The sequence below is a fragment of the Serratia sp. HNCC26DJ206 genome (assembly GCF_057180605.1).
This window is the reverse complement of sequence record NZ_JBXUGP010000006.1, coordinates 141,685-154,584: the sequence shown is the minus strand read 5'-3', so window position 1 is coordinate 154,584 and position 12,900 is coordinate 141,685. Positions and strand designations below refer to the sequence as shown.

The 12,900-nt window shown below is 55.1% G+C and carries 11 protein-coding genes and 1 pseudogene; 9 read left to right on the top strand and 3 right to left on the bottom strand.

The window, feature by feature from the left end; genetic code table 11:
- Nucleotides 1-7: 7 nt before the first annotated feature.
- Nucleotides 8-1,168 carry a glutathionylspermidine synthase family protein gene (locus tag AC2A1E_RS05955; protein WP_484383002.1) on the bottom strand — a complete coding sequence of 387 codons (1,161 nt, stop codon included), beginning with the start codon at nt 1,166-1,168 and terminating at the stop codon, nt 8-10.
- Nucleotides 1,169-1,171: 3 nt separating this feature from the next.
- Nucleotides 1,172-1,831, bottom strand: coding sequence for a DUF1190 family protein (locus tag AC2A1E_RS05950; RefSeq protein ID WP_459400047.1), 660 nt, complete (start codon nt 1,829-1,831; stop codon nt 1,172-1,174).
- 345 nt (nt 1,832-2,176) lie between these two features.
- On the opposite strand from AC2A1E_RS05950, the gene AC2A1E_RS05945 reads away from it, so the two are divergent.
- Genes AC2A1E_RS05945 through dhaM form a run of 4 tightly spaced genes read left to right on the top strand, consistent with a single transcriptional unit; the run spans nt 2,177 to nt 6,470 of the window.
- Nucleotides 2,177-3,277, top strand: coding sequence for a glycerol dehydrogenase (locus AC2A1E_RS05945; protein ID WP_484383001.1), 1,101 nt, complete (start codon nt 2,177-2,179; stop codon nt 3,275-3,277).
- A 50-nt stretch (nt 3,278-3,327) separates the two neighbouring features.
- Entirely contained in the window at nt 3,328-4,395 is a 1,068-nt protein-coding gene (gene dhaK, locus AC2A1E_RS05940) for a dihydroxyacetone kinase subunit DhaK (protein WP_484383000.1), read from the top strand.
- Between the two features lie 9 nt (nt 4,396-4,404).
- Nucleotides 4,405-5,043 carry a dihydroxyacetone kinase subunit DhaL gene (dhaL, locus tag AC2A1E_RS05935; protein WP_484382999.1) on the top strand — a complete coding sequence of 213 codons (639 nt, stop codon included), beginning with the start codon at nt 4,405-4,407 and terminating at the stop codon, nt 5,041-5,043.
- Nucleotides 5,040-6,470 (top strand): dihydroxyacetone kinase phosphoryl donor subunit DhaM, encoded by a 1,431-nt coding sequence (gene dhaM / locus AC2A1E_RS05930; RefSeq protein WP_484382998.1) that lies wholly within the window; start codon nt 5,040-5,042, stop codon nt 6,468-6,470. The genes dhaL and dhaM overlap by 4 nt, the downstream gene beginning before the upstream one ends.
- 109 nt (nt 6,471-6,579) lie before the next feature.
- Here dhaM and tolC read toward each other — a convergent pair.
- Nucleotides 6,580-7,944 (bottom strand): annotated as a pseudogene (tolC, locus tag AC2A1E_RS05925) (outer membrane channel protein TolC); the annotation flags it as partial.
- A 285-nt stretch (nt 7,945-8,229) separates the two neighbouring features.
- Between tolC and nudF the strand changes: the two are divergent.
- The 5 genes from nudF to parE all read left to right on the top strand — a co-directional run bounded on the left by nudF (nt 8,230) and on the right by parE (nt 12,825).
- Nucleotides 8,230-8,862, top strand: coding sequence for an ADP-ribose diphosphatase (gene nudF, locus AC2A1E_RS05920; RefSeq protein WP_459400041.1), 633 nt, complete (start codon nt 8,230-8,232; stop codon nt 8,860-8,862).
- Nucleotides 8,863-9,288: a DUF1249 family protein gene (locus AC2A1E_RS05915; protein ID WP_484382997.1), complete on the top strand. Its 426-nt coding sequence runs from the start codon at nt 8,863-8,865 to the stop codon at nt 9,286-9,288.
- A 153-nt stretch (nt 9,289-9,441) separates the two neighbouring features.
- Nucleotides 9,442-10,269: a 3',5'-cyclic-AMP phosphodiesterase gene (gene cpdA / locus AC2A1E_RS05910; protein ID WP_459400039.1), complete on the top strand. Its 828-nt coding sequence runs from the start codon at nt 9,442-9,444 to the stop codon at nt 10,267-10,269.
- Nucleotides 10,269-10,844 (top strand): esterase YqiA, encoded by a 576-nt coding sequence (gene yqiA / locus AC2A1E_RS05905; RefSeq protein WP_484382996.1) that lies wholly within the window; start codon nt 10,269-10,271, stop codon nt 10,842-10,844. Before cpdA ends, yqiA begins: the two co-directional genes overlap by 1 nt.
- Nucleotides 10,845-10,929: 85 nt before the next feature.
- Complete coding sequence (parE, locus tag AC2A1E_RS05900) at nt 10,930-12,825, top strand: DNA topoisomerase IV subunit B (RefSeq protein WP_484382995.1); 1,896 nt, start codon at nt 10,930-10,932, stop codon at nt 12,823-12,825.
- Nucleotides 12,826-12,900: the final 75 nt, after the last annotated feature.

The window sequence follows — 12,900 nt, the reverse complement described above, 5'->3', positions numbered from 1 at the left end:
CGGGTTATCAGCCAAGAATAATATGCGGATAGAAGCGTGACAGATCCTGAGTGATCAACTCGCGATCTTCCCGCAGGCCGATACCACAAGGTTGATCGTTAACCAGCCAGCTACCAATCAGCGTATAGCTGCCCTCAAACTGCGGCAACGGATGGAACTGCTGCACAATCATGCCTTCTTCGCCGTATGGCCCTTCAACACGCGCCACTTCCTGGCCGTTCTGTACGATCTGGATATTCGCCCCTTCGCGTGAGAACAGCGGTTTGGTGACGTAGTGATCCATCTGCGGATGATCGTCTTGCGCAAAGTAAGCCGGTAACAGGTTGGGATGGTTGGGGAACATTTCCCACAGCAGCGGCAACAGCGCCTTGTTGGAGATAATGCTCTTCCAGGCCGGTTCCAGCCAGCGCACGCCGGCGTCTTCCAGCTTGGTAGAAAAGTTCTCGCGCAGCATGAACTCCCACGGATAAAGCTTGAACAGGTTACCGATAACCTGGTTTTGCAGATCGGTAAACTGGCCTCTTTCCCCAAGGCCGATCTCTTCCATAAACAGGAATTCGGTCGGCAGACCGGCTTCCAGCGCACAATCTTGCAGATATTGCACCGTACCGCGATCTTCTTCGCTGTCCTGGCAGCAGGCCAGATGCAGCAGGTTAAAACCGTGATTGGCTTGCAGATCGGCAAAGCGTTCGATCAGTTTTTCTTGCAGGCTGTTGTACTGATCGGACTCGGGATCCAGCTTGCCGGCGTTGAGCTGATCTTCCAGCCACAGCCATTGGAAAAAGGCCGCTTCATACAGCGATGTGGGCGTATCGGCGTTGTTTTCCAGCAACTTGGGTGGATTCACACCGTCATAAGCCAGATCGAGGCGCGAATACAGCGAAGGCTGATTGGTGCGCCAGGAACTGCGAACAAACTCCCAGGTATGCTTTGGAATACAGAACTTGGTCATCAACTCGTCGCTGTTGACCACTCGCTTCACCGCTTTCAGGCACATTTGATGCAATTCTGCGGTGGCGTTTTCGATCTCTTCGATCTGTGCCAGGGTGAACTGGTAATAGGCGTCTTCACACCAGTACGGCTCGCCGTACATGGTGTGGAACTGGAAACCAAATTCAGTGGCTTTTTCGCGCCAGTCCGGGCGCTCGGTAATCGCAACGCGTTTCATGCCTTAACCGCCCATGCTGCGCGAGCTAGAACTGGAGGTGGCGCTGCTGCGCTGCATGCTGGTCTGTTTGGCAACGCTTTCACCGAAACCACCACGGGTGATGGTTTTAGTCACCGCCGGTTTAGGGGCCATGGCGGTTTTAGGCACGGTCATGGTACGGCCGCCTGCGGTTGCCGGGCCATAGCTCTTGCCGGTGGCATCAACGAACTTGCCATTTGCCGGACTGGCACCATTTTTAGAGGTGAACAGCGGCTGCTGGGCGAAACCCGAACCGCCCATCATCCGGCCCATCATGTAGCCCGCCATCAGTGGCATCCACATGCTGCCGCTGCTTTGCGACTCTGCGGCCATACCTGCCTGGGCAGGAGCCTGAGTTTGCGCACATTGCGTTTCACCGAATTCGGCTACGCAATCTTCACGGGTGGCGTATTTCGGCGCGGTTTTTTCGGCTTCTTTCATCGCGTTGTTGTACGCGGTGGTGCATTGCTCGCTCATCGAAGGGTTGGCGCGCGAACAGTCGTCGGCATTCTGATATAGAGAAACCGTTTCATCCGCCTGTTCGCAGCCGGCCAGCATAAAGACTGCGCTGATCGCCAAAGCCACGGGCGCAACACGCCAGGATTTGCGGAATGTATCTCGGTTGATGTTTTTTGTCCGTTTCATCGTTAGTAATCCCATCATTTGGGCTGTATTCGCCCTTACCCAGTAGTAGGCCGTAAGGATAGGGGAAAGATGGTCACAATTAAAGCGAAAATACCCATAGAATCCACTCTTTACGCAGCTATACGTTGTGATGTGCGCCAGTTCGCTTTACGGCGGGAGAAAGCTTTATCTGCGTGCCATTATGCAACATCATGAACAGGCTATGTTGCGCCTTTCTCCTGCTCGTCAACGGGTGCTTGGCCCGTATAGTCAAAGCCAATAACAACGTACCGGCATCGTACCGAGCGTATTTTCACCTGAGATCTGAACGTTACCATCGCCAAATTCCCTATTAAGGAACCGGTTATGTTGAGAATCATTCAGTCACCCAACAAATACATCCAAGGGGCAAATGCCTTAGCGTCTGTAGGCGAATACGTTAAGCCACTTGCCGATCGTTACTTTGTGATTGCCGACGATTTCGTGATGAAACTAGCAGGTGATGCCGTGATGGGTAGCTTGCAGCAGCAGGGTGTGCAGTACCACGCTTGCCACTTCAATGGTGAATGTTGCCACAAGGAAATCGATCGCCTCGGGCATGAATTAAAAAACCAGGGCTGCAAAGGAGTGATCGGTATTGGCGGGGGCAAAACGCTGGACACCGCCAAAGCGGTTGCCTACTACCAGCAGGTTCCGGTGGTGCTGATACCGACCATTGCCTCGACGGATGCTCCAACCAGCGCGTTGTCGGTGATCTACAGCGAAAGCGGGGAGTTTGAAGAGTATCTGATCTATCCCACTAACCCGAATATGGTGGTGATGGACAGCGCGATCATTGCCAAAGCCCCGGTGCGGCTGCTGGTCGCTGGTATGGGGGATGCGCTCTCTACCTATTTTGAAGCTCAGGCTTGCTTTGATGCTCAAGCCACCAGCATGGCCGGTGGTAAATCAACGCTGGCAGCACTCAATCTGGCGCGTCTTTGCTATGAAACATTGTTGGCAGAAGGCGTTAAGGCCAAGCTGGCAGCAGAGTCTGGGGTCGTGACCGAGGCGCTGGAGCGTATCATTGAAGCCAATACTTACCTGAGCGGTCTCGGCTTCGAAAGCAGTGGCTTGGCTGCGGCACATGCTATTCATAATGGATTCACCGTGCTGGAGGAGTGCCACCACCTGTATCACGGTGAGAAAGTGGCGTTTGGCACGCTGGCGCAGTTGGTGCTGCAAAACAGCTCGATGGCCCAGATTGAAACGGTGATGGATTTCTGCCAGCGCGTCGGGTTACCGATCTCCTTGGCGGAAATGGGCGTAACCGGCGAACTGAAAGAAAAAATCAGGAAAGTAGCCGAGGCCAGTTGTGTCAAAGGTGAAACCATCCACAACATGCCATTCAAAGTGACTCCTGACAGCGTTCTGGCCGCTATTCTGACAGCAGACAAACTGGGCAGCGCGTGGTTGCAACGAGCCTGAATTCCTGGGCGTGCTTGCCACGCCTGGTGTATCTCACAGAGGAGTGAATCGTGAAAAAGCTGATCAATAAGGTTGAGTCGGTACTGAACGAACAGTTGCTGGGCATGGGCGAAGCCCACCCGGAACTGCTGGTGCATCAGGAGCCGGTATTTGTGACCCGTGCAGCAGGACCGATTCCCGGCAAAGTGGCGATCCTGTCCGGCGGCGGGAGTGGCCATGAACCGATGCACTGTGGTTTTGTCGGGGAAGGAATGCTGGATGGCGCTTGCCCTGGGGAGATTTTCACTTCACCGACGCCAGATAATATGTACGAATGCGGTCAGGCTATCGACGGCGGTGCTGGCGTCTTGCTGATCATCAAGAACTATACCGGCGACGTAATGAATTTTGAGACGGCGACCGAATTGTTACACGACAGCGGCATGATGGTGGCAACCGTGTTGGTAGATGACGACGTGGCGGTCAAAGACAGCCTATTTACCGCCGGGCGGCGTGGTGTGGCCAACACGGTGCTGATGGAGAAGCTGCTTGGCGCAGCGGCGGTAAGGGGCGATGACTTGGATGCTCTGGTGGCGCTGGGCCACAAAATCAACAACCAGGGGCATTCGATCGGTATCGCACTCGGTGCCTGTACCGTTCCGGCTGCTGGCAGGCCATCGTTTATTCTGGCAGACAACGAGATGGAGTTTGGTGTGGGGATCCATGGCGAGCCGGGCATTGAACGGCGGCCATTCACGACTCTCAACCAGGCCGTCGATGATATGTTCCATACCCTGATAGAACACGGCCCCTATCAGCGCCAGATCCGCGTTTGGGATCGCAAACCTGGGGAGTGGCGCGATGAAAGCCAGAGCAAGCGGGCTCTAGCACGCGGCGATCGGGTCATTGCGTTGGTGAATAATCTGGGGGCCACGCCGCTTTCCGAATTGTATGGTGTTTACCACCGCCTAGCAGAGCGCTGCGCGGAGGCCGGGATCATCATCGAACGTAATCTGGTGGGTTCATACTGCACTTCGCTGGATATGCAGGGGGTTTCTATCACCTTGCTGCAAGTCGATGACGAATTGCTATCGCTGTGGGACGCACCGGTCAAAACCCCTGCGCTGCGCTGGGGCTGAGGAGGGAGCATGACATTAAGCAAACAACAGGTAGTGGACTGGCTGCTGCGTTGCGCCGAGGTTTTTACCCATGAGCGTGATTTTTTAACCCAGTTGGATACCGACATTGGCGACGGTGACCACGGCCTGAATATGAACCGTGGTTTTAACAAAGTGGTGGAAAAGCTGCCTGCGGTGGTGGAGCAAGATATCGGTTCTATTTTGAAGACTACCGGTATGACACTGCTTTCCAGCGTCGGCGGTGCCAGTGGTCCCTTGTTCGGCACTTTTTTTATCCGTGCGGCACAGGCAGCCAATGCCAAGCAAAGTCTGGATCTGGCGGAGTTGCAACAGGTGATCCAGGAAGGTGTTGCGGGAGTGGTGATGCGCGGCAAGGCGGAACCGGGGGATAAAACTTTGTGTGACGTCTGGTGGCCGGTGTTAGCCAGTCTAGGCCAGTCGGTGCAGCAACAGCTTGGTATGGCGCAGGCTCTACAGCAGGCCGCCTTGTGTGCCGAACAAACCGCGCAGGCCACGATCCCCATGCAAGCGCGTAAAGGGCGGGCCAGCTACTTGGGCGAGCGCAGTATCGGTCACCAGGATCCGGGGGCGACCTCGGTCATGTTGATGATAAAAGCGCTGGCTGAGGTAGTGGAGGAGGCCGGATGATCAATATCGTTGTCGTTTCACACAGTGCTCAACTGGCGCGTGGTGTAGAGGAGCTTGCCCGGCAGATGATGCGTGGCGACGGCTGCAAATTGGCACTGGCTGCGGGGATCGACGATGCCGATCACCCGATCGGCACGGATGCGATCAAAGTCATGGCAGCGATCGAGTCGGTATCCGAGGGGGATGGGATCCTGGTGCTGATGGATCTTGGCAGCGCGTTGTTGAGTGCGGAAACGGCGCTTGATCTGCTGGATCCTGAACTGGCCGCCAAGGTGGTGCTGTGCTCTGCCCCTCTGGTGGAAGGCACGTTGGCGGCGGTCGTGGCGGCTAACTCCGGTGGCAGTTTGGAACAGGTACTGGCAGAAGCGCAGGGGGCTTTGCAGATCAAGCAGGTGCAACTTGGCGAGGGCAAGCCCGCCAGCACACCGGTGGATTTGCCATTGAAAGAGGGCAAAAGCCTGAGCTGGAAAATACGCAACCCGCATGGTCTACACGCCCGCCCGGCGGCACGTTTGGCAGAGGTATTAGCCCCGTTTGACGCTGAGCTGGTATTGGAAAAACACGGCCAATGCGCCAGCCCTCTGAGCCTGAATCAGCTAGCACTGTTGCAAATCCATCAGGGCGACACCATCCGCCTGATCGCCAATGGCCCGCAGGCGGATGCCGCGCTGGCCGCTTTCAAGGCATTGGCAGAGCAGCATTTTGGCGAGATTATTTCTGAGCAACAGCAACCTTCGTTGCATGGTATCCCGGTAGAAGATAGCGTCAGCAGCGGCCCGATCTGGCAGGTTTTCAGCTTTTGGCCGCAGATGAGCGTGCGGCTGGCGGCGTCAGACGATGCACTGCATGAGCAGCAGCGGTTGCGCAGCGCCGTGCAGCACACGTTGAGCGATCTTAACAAGCTGGTGGATCGCACCGCTACGCTGGTGGGTAAACCGCAGGCGGCCATATTCGGAGCACACTGCATGTTGCTGGACGATCCGGAACTGCAACAGGCAGCTTATACCCGTATCGCCCAGGAACGCTGCAGTGCCGAACAGGCGTGGCAACAGGAACTGGATCAGGTTGCTGCTGGATACCGAGCACTGGAGGATGAGTATCTGCGCGCGCGTGAGCAAGATGTGCGCGACATATTGCGCCGCACGTTGAGCCACTTACAGCAGCAACCAATCCTGCCGATCGCTCTCAGTGCGCCATCCATTCTGGTGATGGATGAGTTGATGCCTTCGGATGTGGTGATGCTCGATCGGCGGATGGTACTCGGTATCTGCCTAAGCGGTGGCAATGCGTTATCGCATTCCGCCATTCTGGCGAAAGCGATGGGGATCCCGATGGTGGTGGGCATGCACGATTGCATGAGCAAAACCCGCACCGGGCAGAAAGCGATGCTGGATGCCGCGCGTGGAGTGTTACAGCTAAGCCATTAGTTGATGGTGACGGGGAGACAATCAATTTTGGCAGGGGAATAAAAAACGGGGCCGGCATGGCCAAGCCCCGTGATGCTTACAACGATCAGTTACGCGTCATATTGCCGCTTGCGGGCTTTGCCGCAGTTTCGGGTGCTACGACATCCGGGGAGGTCGAGGTAGGTTTACCCAACACGCCATTCATCATCATCAGATCGTTTTCATTCAGCGTACCGAGTGCCGATTTGATGTTCAACTGATTGATCAGATAGGAATAACGCGCGCTGGAAAGCTGTTGCTTGGCGTTATACAGCGTGGTGGTAGCATTCAGCACGTCGACGATGGTACGTGTGCCCACCTCATAACCGGCTTCGGTCGCGTCCAGTGAACTCTGGGCAGAGATCACCGCCTGTTTGTAAGCGTTGATGCTGCTGACAGAGGCAGAGACGTTGTTGAAAGAAGAACGCACGGTTTGCACTACGCTGCGGTGTGCGCTTTCCAACTGCTCACTGGCACCAACAAAGTTGTACTGCGCCTGTTGCACCCGAGAATTGGTCACACCGCCGTTATACAGTGGCAGATTCAAGCTGACGCCGACCTGATTTTGACCATTATCACTGTTAGGTGAAGGGTTGTTGGAACCGCTATTTCTGGTATTGGTAATACCGGTAGATGCAGACACATCAATAGTCGGCATATAGCCGGTTTGTGCCGATTTGATCTGCTCACGGGCCAGATCCTGGCTTAAACGTGCAGAAAGCAGGCTCAGGTTGCGCTTCTCGGCTTCTTTCAGCAGGTTATTCACCGCATCCGGGCGCTGAGTGCTGAATTTGTCAGTATTGAGCGAAGCCAGTTCCGGGTAGAAAGTACCGGTGATCTGGCGCAGGCTTTCAACCGCGTTATCCAGATTGTTACGTGCGGTCACTTCATTGGCCAGCACGGTATCGTAGTTGGAACGGGCGTTTTGCACGTCGGTAATTGCCACCAGGCCGACGTTAAAGCGTTGGGTGGTCTGATCCAGAGTGCGGTAAACCGCCAGTTTGTTGGCCTGAACGTAAGACAGCGAATCAATCGCCTGCAGCACGTTGAAATAGGCGGTAGCAGTATCAAGGATTAACTTCTGAGACGCGGTTTGGAAAGTGACATCCGAAATACCGGCGGTTTTTTCTTGCAGCGTCAGCGCACGCCATTTGGACATATCAAAAATGGTCTGTGTCAGCGCCAAGGAACCGCTGGTGGCATTGCTGTTGACGCCGTTTGAATCACGGAAACCGTTGCTATGGCTGTAACCGGCAGATAATCCAAGCTGTGGCAGCAGCGGGCTGCGTGCCTCGCTGATCTTTTCGAACGCCGCATCACGGTCAGCAGCCGTTTTACGCAGATCAGGGTTACTTTCCCGCGCCTGTTTGTAAACCTGCAACAGGTTTTCTGCTTGACTCATGGCACTGAAGCCACCCAGGCTCAGTCCGATAAGAAGGGGGAGCAGTTTCTTCATTTGCATTCCTTGTTGTGCAGCAATATTGCTATGTTAGCGCTGACGATAGACGAAATAGTTGCCGATTCTAGCAGAGTCCGCTGATGGCTTAAGTTGGCTTAATGTGCCATCTCACAGAACTTTTACCTTTCAGGACGCTACGTTGACCTACGCTTGACTGTTTGCACATGCATCACCTGATATCATGGTTCACAATCTATCACAAAGCCGGGAAAGATGACCTTGCCGTTTCTGTCATCGAAACTGTTTATTTTGCCCGCATACTGACACAGGAGAATTCGCCAGATGAACCGCTTGCAACCTTCGCCCGTTACTTTTGATGAAAATGATGTAGAAATTATTGCACGTGAGACGCTATATCGTGGTTTTTTTTCACTTAATTTATACCGGTTTCGTCACCGTTTGTTCAATGGTGAAATGAGCGGCGAGGTAAAACGCGAGATTTTTGAGCGCGGCCATGCGGCTGTGCTGCTACCCTATGACCCTGTACGTGATGAAGTCGTATTGATTGAACAACTGCGTATTGCGGCGATCGACACCTCGGTTTCCCCTTGGCTGCTGGAAATGGTCGCAGGCATTATTGAAACCGGGGAAAGCGTTGAGGACGTCTGCCGCCGCGAAGCGTTGGAAGAGGCAGGCGTGGTGGTCGGGCGCTGCAAGCCGGTGCTGAGTTACCTGGCTAGCCCCGGTGGCACCAGTGAACGCCTGTCGATTATGGTGGGTGAGGTCGATGCCCTGACGGCGGAAGGGATCCATGGACTGGAGGAGGAGAATGAAGACATTCGTGTCCATGTGGTTAGCCGTGAACAGGCTTACCGCTGGGTTGAAGAGGGCGCGATTGACAACGCCGCATCAGTGATTGCATTGCAGTGGCTGGCGCTGCACCATCAATCGCTCAAAGCAGAGTGGGTCGACTAAATGCAAAAGCGCTATACCCCTGATTTTCCGGAAATGATGAGATTGTGTGAAACCAATTTCGCACAATTACGCCGTTTGCTGCCGCGCAACGACGAAGTGGGTGAAATCGTGACTTATCAGGTGAACGGCGCCAGTTATCGTCTGACTATTGTTGAATCTACGCGTTATACCTCGCTGGTGGAAATTGAGCAGATTGCGCCTGCGGTCAGCTACTGGAGCCTGCCTGCCATGACGGTGCGTCTGTATTATGACGCGATGGTTGCGGAAGTGTGTTCCAGTCAGCAGATCTACCGCTTTAAAGCGCGTTATGATTATCCGAATAAAAAGTTGCATCAACGTGACGAAAAGCATCAAATTAACCAGTTTCTTGCTGATTGGTTGCGCTATTGTTTAGCGCATGGAGCGGTGGCGGTTCCGGTTATGTAATACCCTATGGATTTCAAGTTGCAACTAGGCGACAAGCTCGTGAGTCCTCAGAAGCTTAGATTGCTAAGTGACTGAGGTGAACGAGCGCGGTCAACAACGTTGCAGCTTGAAAGACGACAGGTAAAGACAGACTGTAATAACAAAGGACACCATTTGGAAAGCCTGTTGAAACTGCCTGTGGCGAGTGGGGCCAGGGTCAGGATCCTGCAAATAACAGATACCCACCTGTTTGCCGGCAAAAATGAGACCTTGCTGGGCATCAATACCTATTCCAGCTATCACGCCGTGCTGGATGCGATCATCGCCCAGCAGCGGGAGAGCGATCTGATCGTGGCAACTGGCGATCTGGCGCAGGATCATTCGCTGGCCGCCTACCGGCATTTTGCTGAGGGTATTATTCGCTTGCCAGCTCCCTGCGTGTGGCTGCCGGGCAATCACGATTTCCAACCGGCGATGGTTGACGCACTGGCGGCTGCCAGGATCACCCCGTCAAAGCATATTTTGCTGGGGGATAGCTGGCAGGTGCTGCTGTTGGACAGCCAGGTGTTCGGCGTGCCGCACGGCGAATTGAGCGACTACCAGTTGGCATGGATGGAGCGTTGCCTCACGGCTTACCCAGAGCGTTATACGCTGCTGTTGCTGCATCATCATCCATTCCCTTGTGGCTGTAGCTGGCTCGATCAGCACAGCCTGCGCAACTCGCATCAACTGGCTGCGGTGCTGGCGAATTATCCAAAAGTGAACACCCTGTTGTGCGGGCATATTCACCAGGAGCTGGATCTCGACTGGCATGGGCGTCGCCTGTTGGCTTCTCCCTCTACCTGTGTGCAATTCAAACCACACTGCACCAATTTTACTATCGACGAAGTCTCCCCTGGCTGGCGCTACCTTGACCTGCTGCCCGATGGCCGCGTGGAAACCCAGGTATTCCGCTTGGAGAACGACGATTTCCGCCCCGACATGGACTCGGACGGCTACTGATGCCTTCAACATTACTCTACCTACACGGTTTTAACAGTTCGCCGCTCTCGGCCAAGGCAACGTCTTTCAAGGCGTGGCTGGCTGAACATCACCCAGAGATCGACATGCTGGTGCCGCAGCTGCCGCCTTACCCGGAAGACGCAGCCGAAATGCTGGAAAATCTGGTTATGGAGCGTGCTGGCCATACGCTGGGCGTGGTGGGCTCTTCACTAGGGGGCTATTATGCCACCTGGTTGTCCCAGTGTTTTGCTTTGCCAGCGGTGGTGGTTAACCCGGCGGTGAAGCCGTTTGAGCTGCTGCTCGACTATCTCGGGCCAAACGAGAACCCCTACACCGGCCAACAATATGTGTTAGAGTCACGCCACGTTTACGATCTGAAAGTGATGCAGATCGATCCCTTGGAGTCGCCGGATTTAATCTGGTTGCTACAACAAACGGGCGATGAAATCCTCGATTACGGTCAGGCTGTGGCTTATTACACCGCCTGTCGGCAAACGGTGGAATCTGGTGGAAACCACGCCTTCGTCGGTTTCGAACACTACTTCTCCCAGATTGTGGATTTTTTAGGGCTATAACACCGCTGCAACTTCACGTGCCGCAGGTATACTGAAGAGGCAGGCGGTTCCAGCACCTCCCCTTAACCACGAAAAATAATCAACGATGACTCAATCCAGCTATAACGCTGATGCCATTGAAGTACTCAGCGGTCTAGAACCAGTGCGCCGCCGTCCCGGTATGTATACCGACACGACGCGCCCGAACCACCTCGGCCAAGAGGTGATTGATAACAGCGTCGATGAAGCGTTGGCGGGCCACGCCAAGCGTATCGATGTGATTCTGCACGCCGATCAGTCACTGGAAGTGATCGACGACGGCCGCGGCATGCCGGTGGATATCCACCCGGAAGAAGGCGTACCGGCGGTTGAGTTGATCATGTGCCGTTTGCACGCGGGCGGTAAATTCTCCAATAAAAACTACCAGTTCTCCGGCGGCCTGCACGGCGTGGGCATCTCGGTGGTTAACGCCCTGTCCAAACGGGTGGAAGTCAGCGTTAAGCGCGACGGTAACGTCTACAGCATCGCTTTTGAGAACGGCGACAAGGTGCAGGAATTGGCGGTGACCGGTAGCTGCGGCAAACGCAACACCGGCACCAGTATTCACTTCTGGCCTGACGAGCAGTTCTTCGACAGCCCGCGCTTCTCGGTTTCCCGCCTGTCGCACCTGCTGAAAGCTAAAGCGGTGCTGTGCCCCGGCGTTGAAATCTACTTTATCGACAAGCTGAATAACACCGAGCAGCGCTGGTGCTATCAGGATGGCCTCACCGATTATCTGATGGAGGCGGTGAACGGCCTGATTACCCTGCCGGAAAAAGCGTTTGTCGGTAACTTTGCCGGTGACACCGAGGCGGTGGATTGGGCGCTGCTGTGGCTGCCAGAAGGCGGGGAACTGCTGACGGAGAGCTACGTCAACCTGATCCCGACCATGCAGGGCGGTACTCACGTCAACGGTTTGCGTCAGGGCTTGCTGGATGCGATGCGTGAATTCTGCGAGTTCCGCAATATTCTGCCACGCGGCGTGAAGCTTTCTGCCGAAGATATCTGGGATCGCTGTGCTTACGTGCTGTCGGTGAAAATGCAGGATCCACAATTCGCCGGGCAAACCAAAGAGCGTTTGTCGTCGCGCCAGTGTGCGGCGTTTGTTTCCGGCGTAGTGAAAGATGCCTTCAGCCTGTGGCTGAACCAGAACGTGCAGGCGGCCGAACAACTGGCTGAACTGGCGATCTCCAGCGCCCAGCGCCGTTTGCGTGCGGCGAAAAAAGTGGTGCGTAAAAAACTGACCAGCGGGCCTGCATTGCCGGGCAAGCTGGCGGATTGCACCTCGCAGGATCTGAGCATGACCGAACTGTTCCTGGTGGAAGGGGACTCTGCGGGTGGCTCGGCCAAACAGGCGCGCGATCGTGAATATCAGGCGATCATGCCGTTGAAAGGGAAGATCCTGAACACCTGGGAAGTCTCTTCTGACGAAGTGTTGGCCTCGCAGGAAGTGCATGATATCTCAGTGGCGATCGGCATCGATCCAGACAGTGAAGATCTCAGCCAACTGCGTTACGGCAAAATCTGTATCCTGGCGGATGCGGACTCCGATGGCCTGCACATCGCCACACTGCTGTGCGCCCTGTTTGTGCGCCACTTCAGTGCGCTGGTTAAAGGTGGGCACGTCTATGTAGCGATGCCGCCGTTGTACCGTATCGACTTGGGTAAAGAGGTTTATTACGCCCTCGACGAAGAGGAAAAAGCCGGTGTGCTGGAGCAATTGAAGCGCAAGAAAGGCAAACCGAACGTTCAGCGTTTCAAAGGGTTGGGCGAGATGAATCCGCTGCAACTGCGTGAAACCACGCTCGATCCCAACACTCGCCGTCTGGTGCAGTTAACCATCGATGACGAGAATACGGATCAAACCATGGCGCTGATGGATATGCTGCTGGCGAAGAAGCGTTCGGAAGATCGCCGCAACTGGCTGCAGGATAAAGGTGACATGGCCGACCTGTCGGTCTGATGCCCAGGGGCCGGGATACCGGCCCCTGCCTCAATCCCGTAGAGGCGCGGCAGACTGCGCCCGATATTCAGGGCG